The 15,518-nt window shown below is 62.3% G+C and carries 17 protein-coding genes; 14 read left to right on the plus strand and 3 right to left on the minus strand.

What is annotated here, in order from left to right; genetic code table 11:
- Window positions 1-8: 8 nt before the first annotated feature.
- Window positions 9-641 (plus strand): response regulator transcription factor, encoded by a 633-nt coding sequence (locus GJ668_RS03195; protein ID WP_155448678.1) that lies wholly within the window; start codon window positions 9-11, stop codon window positions 639-641.
- Between the two features lie 30 nt (window positions 642-671).
- Here GJ668_RS03195 and cas6 read toward each other — a convergent pair whose 3' ends face one another.
- Genes cas6 through GJ668_RS03210 form a run of 3 tightly spaced genes read right to left on the minus strand, consistent with a single transcriptional unit; the run spans window position 672 to window position 2,346 of the window.
- Window positions 672-1,376: a type I-MYXAN CRISPR-associated protein Cas6/Cmx6 gene (gene cas6, locus GJ668_RS03200; RefSeq protein WP_155448679.1), complete on the minus strand. Its 705-nt coding sequence runs from the start codon at window positions 1,374-1,376 to the stop codon at window positions 672-674.
- A 16-nt stretch (window positions 1,377-1,392) separates the two neighbouring features.
- On the minus strand, window positions 1,393-2,109 hold the full coding sequence (locus GJ668_RS03205) for a hypothetical protein (RefSeq protein ID WP_186342850.1): 717 nt from the start codon (window positions 2,107-2,109) through the stop codon (window positions 1,393-1,395).
- Window positions 2,110-2,154: 45 nt separating this feature from the next.
- Entirely contained in the window at window positions 2,155-2,346 is a 192-nt protein-coding gene (locus tag GJ668_RS03210; RefSeq protein ID WP_155448681.1) for a sulfur relay protein DsrC, read from the minus strand.
- A gap of 548 nt (window positions 2,347-2,894) precedes the next feature.
- On the opposite strand from GJ668_RS03210, the gene dsrA reads away from it, so the two are divergent.
- The 13 genes from dsrA to GJ668_RS03275 all read left to right on the plus strand — a co-directional run bounded on the left by dsrA (window position 2,895) and on the right by GJ668_RS03275 (window position 15,462).
- On the plus strand, window positions 2,895-4,148 hold the full coding sequence (dsrA, locus tag GJ668_RS03215; RefSeq protein ID WP_155448682.1) for a dissimilatory-type sulfite reductase subunit alpha: 1,254 nt from the start codon (window positions 2,895-2,897) through the stop codon (window positions 4,146-4,148).
- A 54-nt stretch (window positions 4,149-4,202) separates the two neighbouring features.
- Window positions 4,203-5,273: a dissimilatory-type sulfite reductase subunit beta gene (gene dsrB, locus GJ668_RS03220; protein WP_155448683.1), complete on the plus strand. Its 1,071-nt coding sequence runs from the start codon at window positions 4,203-4,205 to the stop codon at window positions 5,271-5,273.
- 139 nt (window positions 5,274-5,412) lie between these two features.
- Window positions 5,413-5,805, plus strand: coding sequence for a sulfurtransferase complex subunit TusD (gene tusD / locus GJ668_RS03225; RefSeq protein ID WP_155448684.1), 393 nt, complete (start codon window positions 5,413-5,415; stop codon window positions 5,803-5,805).
- Window positions 5,806-5,817: 12 nt separating this feature from the next.
- Window positions 5,818-6,228 carry a sulfurtransferase complex subunit TusC gene (gene tusC / locus GJ668_RS03230; RefSeq protein WP_155448685.1) on the plus strand — a complete coding sequence of 137 codons (411 nt, stop codon included), beginning with the start codon at window positions 5,818-5,820 and terminating at the stop codon, window positions 6,226-6,228.
- Between the two features lie 12 nt (window positions 6,229-6,240).
- Window positions 6,241-6,549 (plus strand): sulfurtransferase complex subunit TusB, encoded by a 309-nt coding sequence (gene tusB / locus GJ668_RS03235; RefSeq protein ID WP_155448686.1) that lies wholly within the window; start codon window positions 6,241-6,243, stop codon window positions 6,547-6,549.
- 40 nt (window positions 6,550-6,589) lie between these two features.
- The gene (locus tag GJ668_RS03240; RefSeq protein WP_155448687.1) at window positions 6,590-6,928 is read left to right on the plus strand and encodes a TusE/DsrC/DsvC family sulfur relay protein; all 339 of its coding nucleotides are present in this window, start codon (window positions 6,590-6,592) and stop codon (window positions 6,926-6,928) included.
- A gap of 87 nt (window positions 6,929-7,015) precedes the next feature.
- Window positions 7,016-7,747: a respiratory nitrate reductase subunit gamma gene (locus tag GJ668_RS03245; protein WP_155448688.1), complete on the plus strand. Its 732-nt coding sequence runs from the start codon at window positions 7,016-7,018 to the stop codon at window positions 7,745-7,747.
- Window positions 7,748-7,794: 47 nt separating this feature from the next.
- Complete coding sequence (gene dsrK / locus GJ668_RS03250; protein WP_155448689.1) at window positions 7,795-9,369, plus strand: sulfate reduction electron transfer complex DsrMKJOP subunit DsrK; 1,575 nt, start codon at window positions 7,795-7,797, stop codon at window positions 9,367-9,369.
- A gap of 116 nt (window positions 9,370-9,485) precedes the next feature.
- Complete coding sequence (locus tag GJ668_RS03255) at window positions 9,486-11,450, plus strand: NAD(P)-binding protein (protein WP_155448690.1); 1,965 nt, start codon at window positions 9,486-9,488, stop codon at window positions 11,448-11,450.
- Between the two features lie 17 nt (window positions 11,451-11,467).
- Entirely contained in the window at window positions 11,468-11,944 is a 477-nt protein-coding gene (locus GJ668_RS03260; RefSeq protein WP_155448691.1) for a sulfur reduction protein DsrJ, read from the plus strand.
- Window positions 11,941-12,747 (plus strand): sulfate reduction electron transfer complex DsrMKJOP subunit DsrO, encoded by an 807-nt coding sequence (dsrO, locus tag GJ668_RS03265; protein WP_155448692.1) that lies wholly within the window; start codon window positions 11,941-11,943, stop codon window positions 12,745-12,747. Before GJ668_RS03260 ends, dsrO begins: the two co-directional genes overlap by 4 nt.
- 89 nt (window positions 12,748-12,836) lie before the next feature.
- On the plus strand, window positions 12,837-14,087 hold the full coding sequence (gene nrfD / locus GJ668_RS03270) for an NrfD/PsrC family molybdoenzyme membrane anchor subunit (protein WP_155448693.1): 1,251 nt from the start codon (window positions 12,837-12,839) through the stop codon (window positions 14,085-14,087).
- Between the two features lies 1 nt (window position 14,088).
- Window positions 14,089-15,462, plus strand: coding sequence for a cobyrinic acid a,c-diamide synthase CobB (locus GJ668_RS03275; RefSeq protein ID WP_155448694.1), 1,374 nt, complete (start codon window positions 14,089-14,091; stop codon window positions 15,460-15,462).
- The last annotated feature ends 56 nt before the right edge of the window (window positions 15,463-15,518 follow it).

The following is a 15,518-nucleotide window of genomic DNA, read 5'->3' on the forward strand; positions in this document are numbered from 1 at the left end:
ATCCATCCATGATTGCTGAAGTTACCGCCAACGCCACTGTATTCATCGTCGATGACGATCAGGCCATGCGCACCTCGCTGCAATGGCTGATTGAATCGACCGGGATGTCGGTCAAGACCTATGATTCGGCCGATGCGTTCCTGGCCGACTACTATCCGGGCCGCGCCGGCTGTCTGCTGCTGGACGTGCGGATGCCGGGCATGAGCGGTCTGGAGCTGCAAGCCTATATGGCACGCGAAGGCTTCCGGATTCCGGTCATCCTCATTACCGGGCATGGCGATGTGGCCATGGCGGTGCGTGCCATGAAGGCCGGTGCCATGGATTTCATCGAAAAGCCCTTTCATGACGAGGATCTGTTGCGCAGTATCCGCAACGCGCTGGAGTACGATCAGAAGACGCGCGCGAGCCGTTCGGCGCGTGCCGACATCGCCATGCGTCTGGCCGAACTGACCCCGCGCGAGCACGAGGTCATGGCCATGGTCACGGACGGGCAATCCAACAAAGAGATCGCCGCCGCGCTCGGTGTCAGCGCCAAGACGGTCGAGGCGCATCGCGCGCGAGTGATGGAAAAGATGCGTGCTGAGTCGCTGGCCGAGCTGGTGCGTATGGCGCTGATCGCGGCGCCGGAGACGCTGGTTTGAAGTTGGCTGTGCGTCTCACGAGCACGTGATTCAGGTCGGACTCTTCACCGGATCTATGCCCTTGTGCGGGATGAAGAGACCACAGCCGAGCGCACGATGCGGCCCGAGTCCCTCGCGCTGGAGCCGAATCGACTCCTCGCGAGTCAGTCCGGCGAGCATCAGGGCGCGGGTGTGGAGCGGGCCATCGGGCGTGTGCAGCGTCGTGGCCTTGCCGCAGAGCGCCTTGCGCACGCGGATGTCGAGCGCGCCGAGCGCTTGCGCGGCGGCTTCGAGAAAGCGCGACTCGTCGCTGAACGCCTCGGCATCGACGTCGGAATCAGCGGCGACATAGCGCGCGAAGATCGTCGTCTCCTGGCTCAGGGGCTTCGACTTGGCCGCGCCGATCGTCAGTGGCTGACCACTGATGTCGATCCGCTGCCCCTGGAGCCGCGCGACCAGATCGTCCGCCCGCGCGCTCGGAACGCGAATCGTCAGCCTGGTGCGGCGTGAGACCATGATCAGCGCCTCGGGTGAGTGCTCGGGCCGCTCCCAGCCGTTCTGCGATCCAGCGACATGGATGCTGTGCACCCCCAGATGCGGCTCCTCATCGAACCAGGGCACTAGGGCACGCACGGCACGCGACAGCGCATAGGCATGATCGACCGGCAGGCGCTTGCAGTCGATTGCAAACAGCAGGTCGAGGATGTCGTCCGGCAGTTTAGGGGCGTCGGCCGATTCGTCTTCGTTCCAGAACATCGCAACTCTCGATCATTCAATAAGGCAGGCGTTGCTGAAGCGCCTCGCGGTCGAACCACCAGTCGTCCTGAACCAGCACATCGACGACATTGCGCAAGCGCACCAGGAACTTCTCGGGTTCCTTCAACTCCAATCGCTCCATCCAGTGATCGAGCTGCTCAGGCGTCTCGATCTGACTGTGCCGACGTGCAACCGTGCCGAGCAACTGGGTGGTGAAGAACATCAGATCCTCGCGATGGCGTCCCTCAGCACGCACGTCGGCCAGAAACAGCGCGGTGGTCGCCGCCACGGCGGCGCCATCGGCATCGTCTGGGGTCTCGTCGATCACATGGTTGAGCAGCTCAATGGTCAGTTCGGGGTCGATGGGGCAGGTAACAGCGATCCAGATGCCCTGTCCGAGTGCCGCGACGGCGCCCGGCTGCGCGGACTGGAACAGCACGTCACAGGCATCCGCCGCCGATTCAAACTGGTTCCATTCGATGAAGTGATCGAAGGCCATGCGTGCCAGCGGCCAGCCCTCGGCGCCGCGCTCCAGACCGACCAGGGTGCGGGCGACCTGCAAGCGCAGATCAGCCAGCTCATGGGCTGAACCACTGCTGTGTTCGATGGCCGCGAGCCGTTCGTTGAGCACCTGAAGATGCGACTCCAATGCCGCGAATTCACTGCCCTGATTGAAAACAGAGTCAGCGGCGGTGTCCGGCAGTCGGATGGCGAAGGGGTCGAATGACTTCATGGTGTTCATGTCTTGAGAAACCCTGCTGGTCAGTGGATCTTGGGGTCAGCGCAGAAGACCGCTGAACGCGGCTTCGAGTCGGTCCTCCCAGTTCTCCGGGGTATCCGGATAGGGGGGCTTCACATCCATGCGGAAGAATCGCTCGCCGGACCGAGCCACGGCCTGGATGAGCGGAATCAGTTCGTCGAAGGATTCGATGTCTTGGTTGGCAACCAGGATTTCGCTGAGCTTGAGCATCGTTTGTTGAGTGTCCGTGTGGATCGAAGGGGCGGGAGCGCGTCGTCCAGGTCGCTGTCCGTTCCTGCCGGCCAGACGCGGCGCACTCGGTACCCGTGTGCTGGTGAATGTGCAGGCACGCACGGCTGAAAACAACTTGGAGCGCGCCACCCGTGGTGTTGACTGCTCAAAATTTTAGAAAACGTTAATATTAGAGTTTATTGACTTTCTGGTGAAGCGACCTGTAGGATTTTCGAAATCCGGCCGTTTCTCGCAGCCAGCGAGCTACGCCCTTTCAACTAAGCTGTAGAGAGGGTGTATATCTCGAACGGGATAGAGGTCAGGGGGGGATACCCCCCGATCGTGGAATGGGCATCGACCCGGTCCATGGGTACATTAGCGAACGCCGATGGGGTTGCCGGTCCGGCTCGATACGCACGCAGTGAGTGTCGGCACCATGAACTCCACACCAAGACCTGACGTGATGCATCGACCCGCCGCTGTGGCGCGTCCATGCACGCACCCCAAACCACATCCTTTCCTGGTTAATCGATAGGAGAGACCGCGCAATGGCTATCGACAAGCACGCGACCCCGATGCTCGACCAACTCGAGACCGGGCCCTGGCCGAGCTTTATTTCTGGCATCAAGCGTCTGCGCGACCAGCATTCGGACGCGCGCATCAATGCTGTCACCAACGACCTGCTCGGCCAGCTCGAACACTCCTACGAGACCCGCAAGGGCTACTGGAAGGGCGGCACGGTGTCGGTCTTCGGCTATGGCGGCGGCATCATTCCGCGCTTCTCCGAGGTCGGCAAGGTCTTCCCCAGCTCCAAGGAATTCCACACCCTGCGTGTCCAGCCACCGGCGGGCAACCACTACACCACCGCCATGCTGCGCCAGCTCGCCGATAGCTGGGAAAAGTACGGCTCGGGTCTGGTGACCTTCCATGGCCAGACCGGCAACATCATGTTCATCGGTGCCACCACTGAGAACACCCAGCCTTTCTTCGACGAGATCAACGAATACGGCTGGGATCTCGGCGGCGCCGGTCCCTGCGTGCGTACCGCCATGTCCTGCGTTGGCGCGGCCCGCTGTGAGATGTCCTGCACCAATGAGTTCAAGGCGCATCGGATGCTGGTCAACAACTTCGTCGACGACGTGCACCGTCCGGCGCTGCCCTATAAGTTCAAGTTCAAAGTTTCCGGCTGCCCGAACGACTGCCAGAACGCCATCGAGCGTTCGGACTTCGCCATGCTCGGCACCTGGCGCGATGACATGAAGGTCGATCAGGCCGAAGTCAAGAATTACATCGCCGACAAGGGCCGTCAGTACTACATCGACAATGTCATCACCCGCTGCCCGACCAATGCGCTGTCGCTCAATGACGATGACACCCTCAACGTCAACAACCGCGACTGTGTGCGCTGCATGCACTGTCTGAACGTCATGCCCAAGGCGCTGCATCCCGGCGATGACAAGGGTGTCACCATCCTCATCGGCGGCAAGCGCACGCTCAAGATCGGCGACCTAATGGGGACCGTGGTCGTGCCCTTCAAGAAGCTGGAGACCGAGGAAGACTACGAGTCCTTAGTCGAGCTGGCCGAGACCATCATCGACTTCTGGGCCGAGAACGGTCTGGAGCACGAGCGTTGCGGCGAGATGATCGAGCGTATCGGTCTATCCAACTTCCTGGAGGCCATCGGCATCGAGCCGGATCCGAACATGCTGAGCCACCCGCGTCAGAGTTCCTACATCCGCATGGATGGCTGGGACGAGGCGGCCGAAGAATGGTTCGCACGTCAGGCCGAGGCCGGTCGCTGAGCGGCGCCGACCACACCGTCTTCCCCAAGAATCGAAACACTGGAGGATCAGTCCATGGCGGAAATGCGTGAGCCCATCGAGTCCGGCTGTCCGGACCCCTGGCAGTACATGCATCCGGTGATGCGCAAGAATTTCGGGATGTGGAAGTATCACGAGCATCCGCGTCCTGGCGTGCTGCTGCATGTCGCCTACAGCGGCGACAAGCTCTGGACCGTCAAGGCCGGCACCCAGCGCATCCTCGATGTCTTCTCGCTGCGCAAGCTGTGCGATATCGGCGATCAGTTCGCCGATGGCTATGTCCATTTCACCATTCGCTCGAACATCGAGTATCTGGTGAGCGAGGAAGCCAAGGTTCAGCCGCTGATCGATGCCCTGGAAGAGGCCGGCTTCGTCGTCGGCGGCACCCAGAACTCGGTGGCCATGATCTCGCACACCCAGGGCTGGCTGCACTGCGACATCCCCGGCACCGACGCCTCGGGCGTGGTCAAGTCGATGATGGATGAGCTCATCGACGAGTTCCGCAACGCCACCATGCCCAATCGTGTGCACATCACCACCTCCTGCTGTCAGATCAACTGCGGCGGCCAGGGTGATATCGCGATCAACATCCAGCACACCAAGCCGCCGAAGATCAACCATGATCTGGTGGCCAATGTCTGCGAGCGGCCCTCGGTCGTGGCACGCTGCCCGGTGGCGGCCATCCGTCCGGCGATGGTCAACGGCAAGCCCTCGCTCGAAGTCGATGAGCGCAAATGCATCTGTTGCGGTGCCTGCTATCCGCCCTGTCCGCCGATGCAGATCAACGACGCCGAGCACTCCAAGCTGGCCATCTGGGTCGGCGGCAACCACTCCAACGCGCGTGGCAAGCCGACCTTCCAGAAGCTGGTCGCCGCCGGCATCCCGAACAATCCGCCGCGCTGGCCCGAGGCGACCGCCATCGTCAAGCGCATCCTGAAGGCCTACAAAGAAGGCGCGAAGGACTGGGAGCGCATCAACGAGTGGATCGAGCGCATCGGCTGGCCGCGCTTCTTCGAGGAAGTCGAGCTGCCCTTCACCAAGTATCACATCGATACCTGGCGCGGCGCGCGCGCGAGCTTCAACAGCTCGTCCTACATCCGTTTCTGATCGGAGCGTGCGGGGGAGGGCGCGTCCGGCGGAACGCGGGCGCGCCATGATCGAACGACAATCCATCGCCTCGGGTCGGACGCCTCGCTCGACCGATCCGGGAGCGCGATGACTGGATTTGGATAGCCACGAGGTCTACATGAAGTTCGCGCTTCAGATCAACGAGGGGCCCTATCAGCATCAGGCGTCCGACTCGGCCTATCAGTTCGCCAAGGCGGCGCTGGAGAAGGGTCACGAGATCTTCCGGGTCTTCTTCTATCACGACGGCGTCAACAACTCGACCCGTCTGACCACGCCGCCGCAGGATGATCGTCACATCGTCAACCGCTGGGCCGAGCTGGCCGAGCAGTACGAGCTGGACATGGTCGTCTGTGTCGCGGCCGCTCAGCGTCGCGGCATTGTCGACGAGGGCGAGATGACCCGCAACGGCAAGGACGCGACCAACATCCATCCCAGGTTCCGCATTTCGGGACTCGGGCAACTGGTCGAGGCGGCGATCCAGGCCGACCGTCTCGTCGTCTTCGGTGACTGAGGGAGCGCCATCATGTCGGAAGTCGTGAAGAAATTCATGTACCTCAATCGCAAGGCGCCCTACGGCACCATCTATGCGTGGGAAGCCCTGGAAGTCGTGCTCATCGGCGCCGCCTTCGATCAGGACGTATGCGTCATGTTCCTCGACGACGGGGTCTATCAGCTCACCAAGGGCCAGGACACCAAGGGCATCGGGATGAAGAACTTCTCCCCGACCTATCGCACCCTGGGTGACTACGAAGTGCGTCGCATCTATGTCGACCGCGCCTCGCTGGAAGCGCGCGGACTGACCCAGGACGATCTGGTCGAGATCGCCTACGAGGACATGGAGACCGAAGAAGAGTTCGACAACATCGTCGAAGTCATTGATTCAGCGCGCGTCAGCGAGCTGATGAACGAATCCGATGCGGTCTTCAGCTTCTAAGGGGAGGGTGGAATGAGCATTCTGCATACTGTCAATAAATCACCCTTCGAGCGGAATTCGCTAGAATCCTGCCTGAAGTTTGCCACCGAGGGCGCCTGCGTCCTGCTGTTCGAGGACGGCATCTATGCCGCACTCGCAGGTACCCGCGTCGAGTCCCAGGTGACCGAGGCGCTCGGCAAGCTCAAGCTGTACGTGCTCGGCCCTGACCTCAAGGCCAGGGGGTTCGGCGACGAGCGCGTCATTCCAGGGATCAGCGTCGTGGACTACGCCGGTTTTGTCGATCTGACGACCGAATGCGATACCGTCCAGGCCTGGTTGTAATTTTTGATTTTTTTACCGAAACCAAGAGAGGAAGACTCCAATGGCAGACACGATCGAAGTCGATGGCAAGCAATTCGCCGTGGATGAGGAGGGGTATCTCTCCAACCTGAACGATTGGGTTCCGGGCGTGGCCGGTGTCATGGCCAAGCAGGACAACCTGGAGCTGACCGAAGAGCACTGGGACATCATCAACTTCCTGCGCGAGTACTACGAGGAGTATCAGATTGCTCCGGCCGTGCGCGTTCTGACCAAGGCCGTCGGCAAGAAACTCGGCAAGGAGAAGGGCAACAGTAAGTATCTCTACAGCCTCTTCCCCTATGGTCCGGCTAAGCAGGCGTGCCGTTTCGCCGGCCTGCCCAAGCCGACCGGCTGCGTCTAAGCGGACGAGTGTCCGGCGCGCTGCACCTGGCCTCGCGGCCGGTGCCGTGCGCCGGATCCCATCAAGCTCCATCGAGGGTGCGGAAACATGGCGTTTCTGACGAACTTCTATGTCTTCCTGTTCTATTTCGCCGCCTTCGTACTCGTGGCGGGTCTGGCTCGCAAGATCATTCAGTACGCCCGGACTCCGGCGCCGCTGAAGATCCCGACCACCCCGGCGCCGACGACCGGACGCGGTGTCGTCTTCAGGATGATGCGAGAGGTCGTCCTGTTCGAGAGCCTGTTTCGCGGCAACAAGTGGACCTGGATCTTTGGCTGGATGTTCCATTTCGGCCTGCTTCTCGTCACGCTACGCCATCTGCGCTACTTCATCGAACCCGTGTGGTTCCCGATTCAACTCGTCCAGCCCTTCGGCATCTATGGCGGTATCGCCATGGTCGTGGGGCTGGCCGGACTCTGGGCGCGACGCTTTCTGGTCGATCGCGTCAAGTACATCACCTCGACCTCGGACCATCTGATCCTGGGCCTGCTGGTCGCCATCGGCTGCACCGGGCTGCTGATGAAGTTCGTCTTCCATGTCGACGTGGTTGAAATCAAGCACTTCTTCCAGGGACTCTACAGCTACGACATCGAGCCGCTGCCGGCCGATCCGCTGCTGCTGCTGCATCTGTTTCTGGTGGCGATGCTCATGATCATCTTCCCCTACAGCAAGCTGCTGCACGCGCCCGGACTCTTCTTCAGCCCGACGCGCAATCAGGTCGACAACCCGCGCGAGCAGCGCCACATCGCGCCCTGGGCCAGGAAGCTCGAACGGTCATGAAGCCGATGAACCGAGTGCCCCAGTCGTCCGCTTACAGAGGTTGATCCATGGCCAAGGCAACGTTCGAAGTCCCAGAGCTGACCCAATACACCGAGGTTCCGTCGGTCACGCCCGGAGCCATGGCGCACAGCGCGCCTTTCAAATCCAAAGAAGACTTCCAGACGCCGCTGGGCTTTCCCGGCGAGCTGGTCGACGACTGGCAGACCAAGGCCATCGACAAGATGGGCGAGCTGCTGGGCAAATACCGCTCACTGCGCGTCTATATGGATGCCTGCGTCAAGTGCGGCGCCTGCACCGACAAGTGCCATTATTTCCTCGGCACCGGCGATCCCAAGAACATGCCGGTCGCGCGCCAGGATCTGATGCGCAAGGTCTACCGGCGCTATTTCACCCTGAGCGGCAAGCTGTTTCCCAAGCTGGTCGGGGCCGAGGACTTCACCCAGGACGTGCTCGACGACTGGTACAGCTACTTCCATCAGTGCTCGCAGTGCCGGCGGTGCTCGGTGTTCTGTCCTTACGGCATCGACACGGCTGAAATTTCCATGGCCGCGCGCGAGATCATGGATTCGATCGGCGTCGGCCAGAAGTACTGCAACGAGATCATCGGCAAGGTCTACAAGATCGGCAACAACCTGGGTCTGCCCGGTCCGGCGCTGATCGACACGCTCGAAGGTCTGGAAGAGGACGTCTACGACGACACCGGCGTCAAGGTGCGCTATCCGATCGACGAGGAAGGCGCCGAGATCCTCCTGGTGACGCCCTCGGCTGACTTCTTCGCCGAGCCGCACGTCGATGGCCTGATCGGCTACGGCAAGGTGTTCCACGAAGCCGGCGTGTCCTGGACCCTGAGTACACATGCCTCCGAAGCGGCCAACTTCGGCATGTTCATCGGCTCCTACGACAACATGCGCCGCGTGGCCCAGCGCATCCGTGAGGCGGCGATCAAGCTCAAGGTCAAGCGCATTGTCTTCGGCGAGTGCGGACATGCCTGGCGTGTCGCCTATTCGTTCCTGAATACACTGGCCGGTCCCTGGGACTTCCTCGATCCGCGTTATCCGGTGCCGCAGCACATCTGCGAGTTCACCTATGAGCTCATCCGGCAGGGCAAGCTCAATCTGGACAAGAGCGAGAACGACGACAAGGTTCTGACCTATCACGACTCCTGCAACGTCGCGCGCGCCTCGCGCATGGGCAACACGCCGGGCGGTCAGTTCGAGATCCCGCGCGCCATCATCCGCGCGACCTGCAACAACTTCTACGACATGGACGAGGACACCATCCGCGACCGCACCTTCTGTTGCGGCGGCGGTGGTGGGTTGCTAACCGACGATCTCATGGAACTGCGCGTCAAGGGTGCCAAACCCCGACTCGATGCGCTCAACAACGTGATCCAGGAAAAGGGCGTGACGCACATGGCCGCCATCTGCGCCATCTGCAAGAGCCAGTTCACCAAGGTTTTGCCCTATTACGGCCTGGAGATGGATCAGATCGTCAGCGTCCATCAACTCGTTTCCAACGCCATCGTGCTCACGCCTGGGCCGGATGACGACGAGGACGAAGACGACGACGAGCCGGATCTGGACGGTCCGAACGAAGAAGAAGAAACAGACGAGGCGGCCTGACCGGGGCCATCGAAGCGCGGCGTCCCTGGCCCCAATCCAGCGGAGCCGGCCGCGCGACCTGATACGAATCCCCTGATCCCCGCGTCAGGGTTCAACTGGTACGGAGAACGATTGAGATGGCGACTTCCAGCGACGAGATGAAGATGAAGCCGACCTGGCGTCGATTCGAGGACGGCGACCACATCTGGGACAACCTGACCGATAAGATCTTCAATCAGGACCAATCCCACAAGTGTCCGACCTACGTCCACAAGACGCCGCCCTGTCAGGGGAGCTGTCCCTCGGGCGAAGACATCCGTGGCTGGCTGCAGATCGTGCGCGGCATGGAGCAGCCGCCGCAGGGCATGGACTGGCGCGAGTACGCCTTCCGTCGCTCCACCGAGGCCAATCCCTTCCCGGCGATGATGGGCCGCGTCTGCCCGGCGCCCTGTCAGGACGGCTGTAATCGCAACGAGCTGGAAGACTTCGTCGGTATCAACTCGGTCGAGCAGTTCATCGGCGACACCGCTATCACCAACGGCTATACCTTCGACGCACCCGAACTCGACACCGGCAAGCGCATCGCCATCGTCGGCGGCGGTCCGGCGGGTCTGGCGGCGGCCTATCAACTGCGCCGCAAGGGTCATAGCTGCACCATCTTCGAGGCCAACGACGGCCTGGGCGGCATGTTCCGCTTCGGCATCCCCGGCTATCGCGTGCCGCGCGACAAGCTCGACGCCGAGATCCAGCGCATCCTGGATATGGGCCGCGTCGAGGTCAAGCTCAAGACCCGCATCGGCAGCGATGTCACGGTCGAGCAGCTCGAAAAAGACTACGACGCCATCCTCTGGTCCATCGGCTGTCAAGCCGGTCGCGGTCTGCCGGTTCCGGGCTGGGAGGGCACGCCCAACTGTGTCACGGGTGTCGCCTTCCTCAAAGCCTTCAACGAAGGTCGCATGAAGGTCACCGCCGGTAAGGTCGTCTGCGTCGGCGGCGGCGACACCTCGATCGACGTGGTCTCGGTTGCACGCCGTCTCGGCCACATCGACAGCCCGAGCAAGAGCGATCTGCCCGAGACCGTCATCCGCGACGGCTATGTCGCCCATGACGCGGCCGGTGCGGCGGCGGCTCAGGGCGCCATCGTGACGCTCACCTCGCTGTTCACCCGCGACAAGATGACTGCCTCCGAGCATGAGGTCGATGACGCGACCCGCGAGGGTGTGACCATTCTCGACGGCGTGATGCCGCTCGAAGTCATCAAGGACGCCAATGGCCGCGCGACCGGCCTGCGGGTCGCTGACTGCAACATGACCGATGGCCGTCCGACCCCGGTCGAGGGGACCGAGCGCGTGCTCGAAGCCGATCTGATCGTCTCAGCGATCGGGCAGGGGGGTGATCTCTCGGGTCTGGAGCCGCTCGACAACGGGCGCGGGCTGATGGATTCCGACAAGTTCTATCAGGTGCCGGGCAAGGCCGGTCACTTCGTCGCCGGCGACATCATTCGTCCGCACCTGCTGACCACCGCCATCGGTCAGGCCTGGATCGCCGCCGACTCGATCGACGCCTATGTGATGCAGGCTGAGCACAAGCGCCGACCCAAGGTTGATGTGCACCACTTCAACCTGCTCGACAAGCTCACCGAGACCAATCTGGCCCCCGAGTCCTTCGTCGCCGATCAGGCCGGCGATATGCGCGGAACCTCGGATGCCAACTATGCGATCCACAACTACGAAGATCGCTCCGGTGCCGAGGTCATCCCGCACGATGAGCTTTTCCTCGGGCACTTCAACTATGTGGCGCGCAATCTGCGCAAGGAAGAAGTTCCCAGCTCCGATGAGGTGCTCGGTCACTTCCACGAGCGCGTCATCGGTCTGACCGAACAGGAAGCGATCGACGAGGCCAAGCGCTGCATGAGCTGCGGCATGTGCTTCGAGTGCGACAACTGCGTCATCTTCTGTCCGCAGGATGCCGTCTATCGCGTCGACAAGTCCGAGCGCACGACCGGCCGTTATGTCGCCACCGACTACGCCAAGTGCATCGGCTGTCACATCTGCGCCGACGTCTGTCCGACCGGCTATATCAAGATGGGTCTGGGCGAGTGAGGCCCCTGGAGGCGTCGATGGCCAAAGCCGCAGTCAGAATCGGTCTCGTCGTCCTGGGGCTGGTCTGGGGAGCGTTTGCCGCCCAGACCGTCCTGGCCGATGAGGTCAAGCGATATGTGGTCGAGGGTTCGCCGGCCGCTGAGCTGGATGCCTGCGTCGAACCGACCGATCAGATGCGCCGCATGCACATGGAATTCATCAAGCATCAGCGCATCGAGACAGTTCACGAGGGCATCCGGGACACCAAGTACAGCCTCACCGGATGCGTCGACTGTCACATCAGTTATGACGCAAACCAGAATCCTCGGCCGATCGACCAGCCCGATCAGTTCTGTGGGGCCTGTCACAACTATGCCGCCGTGGATCTGAACTGCTTCGACTGTCACGCCTCCGTACCCAACCGGCCCGGTGCCGATGCCGAGACCGCGCATCGGGCCGCTGGTGTCCTGGGACAGGTCGCGAGCACGCCTCACAAGGAGGCCAGTGAACAATGAACGAGAACGAGACACGTACCGAATCCACGCACGACACGCCCCAGGCTCCAGATGTCGACGGCGCCCGCCGCGGTTTCATCGGCACGGCGGCTGGATTGAGCGCCGCCGCCCTGGTGGCGCCGGGCGTCTTTCTGCACAGCGTCGCGGCGGCTCCGCGTACTGAGCCGGTGACGAGCGATGTGCGCTGGGGCCTGCTGATCGACACCGCCAAATGTGCCGAGGGCTGTTCGGCCTGTGTCGAAGCCTGTGATCGCGAAAACGGGCTGGATCTCCAGGAGCCGCAAGGCTCAGAGTCCAAGTGGGAACACCAGAAAGCGGTCTGGATCCGCAAGGTCAAGCTCCAGGACAACCAGACCGGGCGCATCACCCAGTTGCCGCTGATGTGCCAGCACTGCGAAGATCCGCCCTGTGTCGATGTCTGTCCGACCGGCGCCTCCTTCAAGCGTGCCGATGGCATCGTCATGGTCGACCGTCATCTGTGCATTGGCTGTCGTTATTGCATGATGGCCTGTCCCTACAAGGCGCGCAGCTTCGTCCATCAGGAGACGCATGGTCAGCTCACGGCCGTGCCGCGCGGCAAGGGGTGTGTCGAGAGCTGCAACCTGTGCGTGCACCGGCGCGACTATGGCGAGGCATCGACGGCCTGCGTCGATGCCTGCGTGCAGGAAGGGCACGAGGCCATCGTCTTCGGCGATCTCAAGGATCCCAACAGCGTTATCAGCCAGCGTCTGCGCGAGCTCCCGAGCCGGCAGATTCGCGAAGATCTGGTGTTGAACACCGGCGTGCGCTACGCGGGCGTCTGAGCCTTCGGACGGCGCACGCTGTGGTCGTCGTCCCAAACAACTGAGAGATCGCGGATCACATTGAGCGCGGTTCAAGTACAGGTGAAGTGATGAAACGAGTCGTCTATCGCGAATGGCGCATCCCGCCCGAGCGTTACTGGAGTCTGCTGGGCTTCCTGGCGGCCCTGATCGGGATCGCGGCGCTCTCATTCGGCTACATGGAACATCAGGGCCACTGGGTCAGTGGCATGAACAACTCCGTGGTCTGGGGTATGCCGCACGTCTTCGCGGTCTTCCTCATCATCGCCGCCTCGGGAGCGCTCAACATCGCCTCCATCGGCACTGTGTTCAAAAAGCCGATCTACAAACCGCTCGGTCGACTCTCGGGTCTGCTGGCGGTGGCGATGCTGATGGGGGGGCTGCTGGTGCTGGTCATGGATCTCGGGCGCCCCGAGCGTCTGATCGTGGCCATGACCAACTACAATTTCAGCTCCATCTTCGCCTGGAATATCTTCCTCTACACCGGCTTCATGGCCATTGTCATCGCCTATCTGTGGTCAATGGCCGACCGCAAGGGCGGACCCTTCAATTATCCGATCGGCATGCTGGCGCTGGTGTGGCGTCTGGCCCTGACCACGGGTACCGGCTCGATCTTCGGCTTCCTGGTTGCGCGTCAGGCCTATGACGCGGCGATTCTCGGCCCGATGTTCGTGGCGCTGTCCTTTGCCTATGGGCTGGCGGTGTTCATGCTGGTGCTCATCTTCGGTTTCGAGGAGGAAGGGCGTCCGATCGGACCGCGCATGATGCGTCGTCTGCGCAATCTGCTCGCGCTCTTTATCAGCGTGGCGCTCTATTTCATCCTGATCTACCACCTGACCAACCTCTATATCGCCAAGAACGACAGTCTGGAGCACTGGCTGCTGCTCAGCGGCGGGATCTACACCGCCCTGTTCTGGGGCGGCTGGATTCTGGCCGGCAGTCTGGTGCCGATGTGGATTCTCTATCACCCGGTGTTGAGTCAGAAGCGCGATTGGATCGTCGCCGCCTGCGCCCTGGTCATCGTCGGTGGATTCGCGGCCATGTATGTCATCATCATCGGCAGCCAGGCCTTCCCGATGGCGATGTTCCCCGGATACACCATCCTGGAGTCCGGATTCACCGATGGCGTCAACGGTGCAGCGGCGCCCTATTGGCCGACTATTCCCGAGATCCTGCTCGGTCTGGGCGGTGTGGCCGTGGCACTGCTGATCACCGTGGTCGGGGTGCGTGTGCTGCAATTCCTGCCTGAGTCGCTGGCCGACGACGTGGTCGCGTTGGACGAGGAGACTCTGGACGCGGCGCCCTTCGCCAAACCGGCTTGAGATGTCGCATCTCTATATCGCCGCGCCGCAGAAGTCCTCCGGCAAGACCACGCTCTCGATCGGTCTCTGCCGGGAGTTCACGCGGCGCGGTTTGACCGTGCAGCCATTCAAGAAGGGGCCGGACTACATCGACCCTCTGTGGCTTGCTCAGGCGGCTGGACGTGCCTGCTTCAATCTCGACTTCCACACCGCGCCCGAGCCCGAGATCCGCGCGGCCTTCGCCCAGGAGCTGGGCACGGCCGATCTGGGTCTGATCGAGGGTAATGTCGGGCTGTTCGACAGCACCGATCTTCAGGGCGCGTACAGCAATGCCGAGCTGGCCAAGCTGATCGGTGCGCCCGTGGTGCTGGTGGTCAACTGTCATGGACTCGCGCGCGGAATCGCGCCGCTGCTCCAGGGCTATCAGGCCTTCGATTCCGAACTCGATATTGCCGGCGTGATCCTGAACAAGGTCGGCGGCGGGCGGCATGGCGAGAATCTGGTGCGCGTCGTCGAGCATTACACTGATCTGCCGGTGCTGGGTCTGCTGCGCCGTGCCGACGAGATCGGCATCTCGGAGCGCCATCTAGGCCTGATGCCGAGCAACGAGACCGAAGACGCCGAGACCTGGATCGAGGGCATCCGTGCCCGTATCGCCGAGCAAATCGATTTGGATCGGCTGCTCGCGATCGCCGAGCGCGCCCCACGCCCCCAGCCTGAGCCGGCCAGCGTCATCCAGCCCGCGCATCATGGCGATCTGGTGCGCATCGGCATCGCCCGTGATGCCGCCTTCGGCTTCTACTATCCAGACGATCTGCGCGCGCTCGCCGCCGGCGGGGCTTCGCTGGTGCCCTTCAGTCCGCTCACTGACAGCGATTTACCCAGAGTCGACGCGCTCTTCATCGGCGGCGGTTTTCCTGAATATCGCATGGCCGAGCTGGAAGACAATCGGCTGATGCGTCAGGCGATCCGCGACTTCATCGCCGACGATCACCCGTTGTATGCCGAATGCGGTGGCCTCATGTACCTGTGCGCCGGACTGAGCTGGCGTGACGAGCGGCGTGAAATGGTCGGTGCGCTCGACGCCGAGGTCCAGATGCACGACCGACCCCAGGGACGCGGCTATGTGCGTCTGAGCGAGACCGACGCCTTTCCCTGGCCGCGCCTGGGCGCTGAGCCGGACGTGATCGCCGCCCATGAGTTCCATCACTCGGCGATCCTGGAGCCGGACCCCGACTGGCGCTATGGCTATGCCGTGCAGCGGGGCGTGGGCATCGACGGCTCGCACGACGGCATCGTCCAGGGTAATCTGTTGGCCTGTTACAGCCATCTGCGCGCCGTGGGCGGCAACCGCTGGACCGATCGGTTTCTGGCTCATATTCGTCGCACGCTTTGAGAGCCTGCGGCGCGCTGTTTTACCTTCGACCTTGAGCCGTGTCGTCGATGAAGTTC

Source organism: Allochromatium palmeri (assembly GCF_009720725.1).
Classification (GTDB): Bacteria; Pseudomonadota; Gammaproteobacteria; order Chromatiales; family Chromatiaceae; genus Thermochromatium; species Thermochromatium palmeri.

Coding starts and splice junctions, on each gene's coding strand:
- GJ668_RS03195 (WP_155448678.1), top strand. CDS start 9: ATGATTGCTGAAGTTACCGCCAACGCCACTGTATTCATCGTCGATGAC.
- cas6 (WP_155448679.1), bottom strand. CDS start 1,376: ATGTTCTGGAACGAAGACGAATCGGCCGACGCCCCTAAACTGCCGGAC.
- GJ668_RS03205 (WP_186342850.1), bottom strand. CDS start 2,109: ATGAAGTCATTCGACCCCTTCGCCATCCGACTGCCGGACACCGCCGCT.
- GJ668_RS03210 (WP_155448681.1), bottom strand. CDS start 2,346: ATGCTCAAGCTCAGCGAAATCCTGGTTGCCAACCAAGACATCGAATCC.
- dsrA (WP_155448682.1), top strand. CDS start 2,895: ATGGCTATCGACAAGCACGCGACCCCGATGCTCGACCAACTCGAGACC.
- dsrB (WP_155448683.1), top strand. CDS start 4,203: ATGGCGGAAATGCGTGAGCCCATCGAGTCCGGCTGTCCGGACCCCTGG.
- tusD (WP_155448684.1), top strand. CDS start 5,413: ATGAAGTTCGCGCTTCAGATCAACGAGGGGCCCTATCAGCATCAGGCG.
- tusC (WP_155448685.1), top strand. CDS start 5,818: ATGTCGGAAGTCGTGAAGAAATTCATGTACCTCAATCGCAAGGCGCCC.
- tusB (WP_155448686.1), top strand. CDS start 6,241: ATGAGCATTCTGCATACTGTCAATAAATCACCCTTCGAGCGGAATTCG.
- GJ668_RS03240 (WP_155448687.1), top strand. CDS start 6,590: ATGGCAGACACGATCGAAGTCGATGGCAAGCAATTCGCCGTGGATGAG.
- GJ668_RS03245 (WP_155448688.1), top strand. CDS start 7,016: ATGGCGTTTCTGACGAACTTCTATGTCTTCCTGTTCTATTTCGCCGCC.
- dsrK (WP_155448689.1), top strand. CDS start 7,795: ATGGCCAAGGCAACGTTCGAAGTCCCAGAGCTGACCCAATACACCGAG.
- GJ668_RS03255 (WP_155448690.1), top strand. CDS start 9,486: ATGGCGACTTCCAGCGACGAGATGAAGATGAAGCCGACCTGGCGTCGA.
- GJ668_RS03260 (WP_155448691.1), top strand. CDS start 11,468: ATGGCCAAAGCCGCAGTCAGAATCGGTCTCGTCGTCCTGGGGCTGGTC.
- dsrO (WP_155448692.1), top strand. CDS start 11,941: ATGAACGAGAACGAGACACGTACCGAATCCACGCACGACACGCCCCAG.
- nrfD (WP_155448693.1), top strand. CDS start 12,837: ATGAAACGAGTCGTCTATCGCGAATGGCGCATCCCGCCCGAGCGTTAC.
- GJ668_RS03275 (WP_155448694.1), top strand. CDS start 14,089: ATGTCGCATCTCTATATCGCCGCGCCGCAGAAGTCCTCCGGCAAGACC.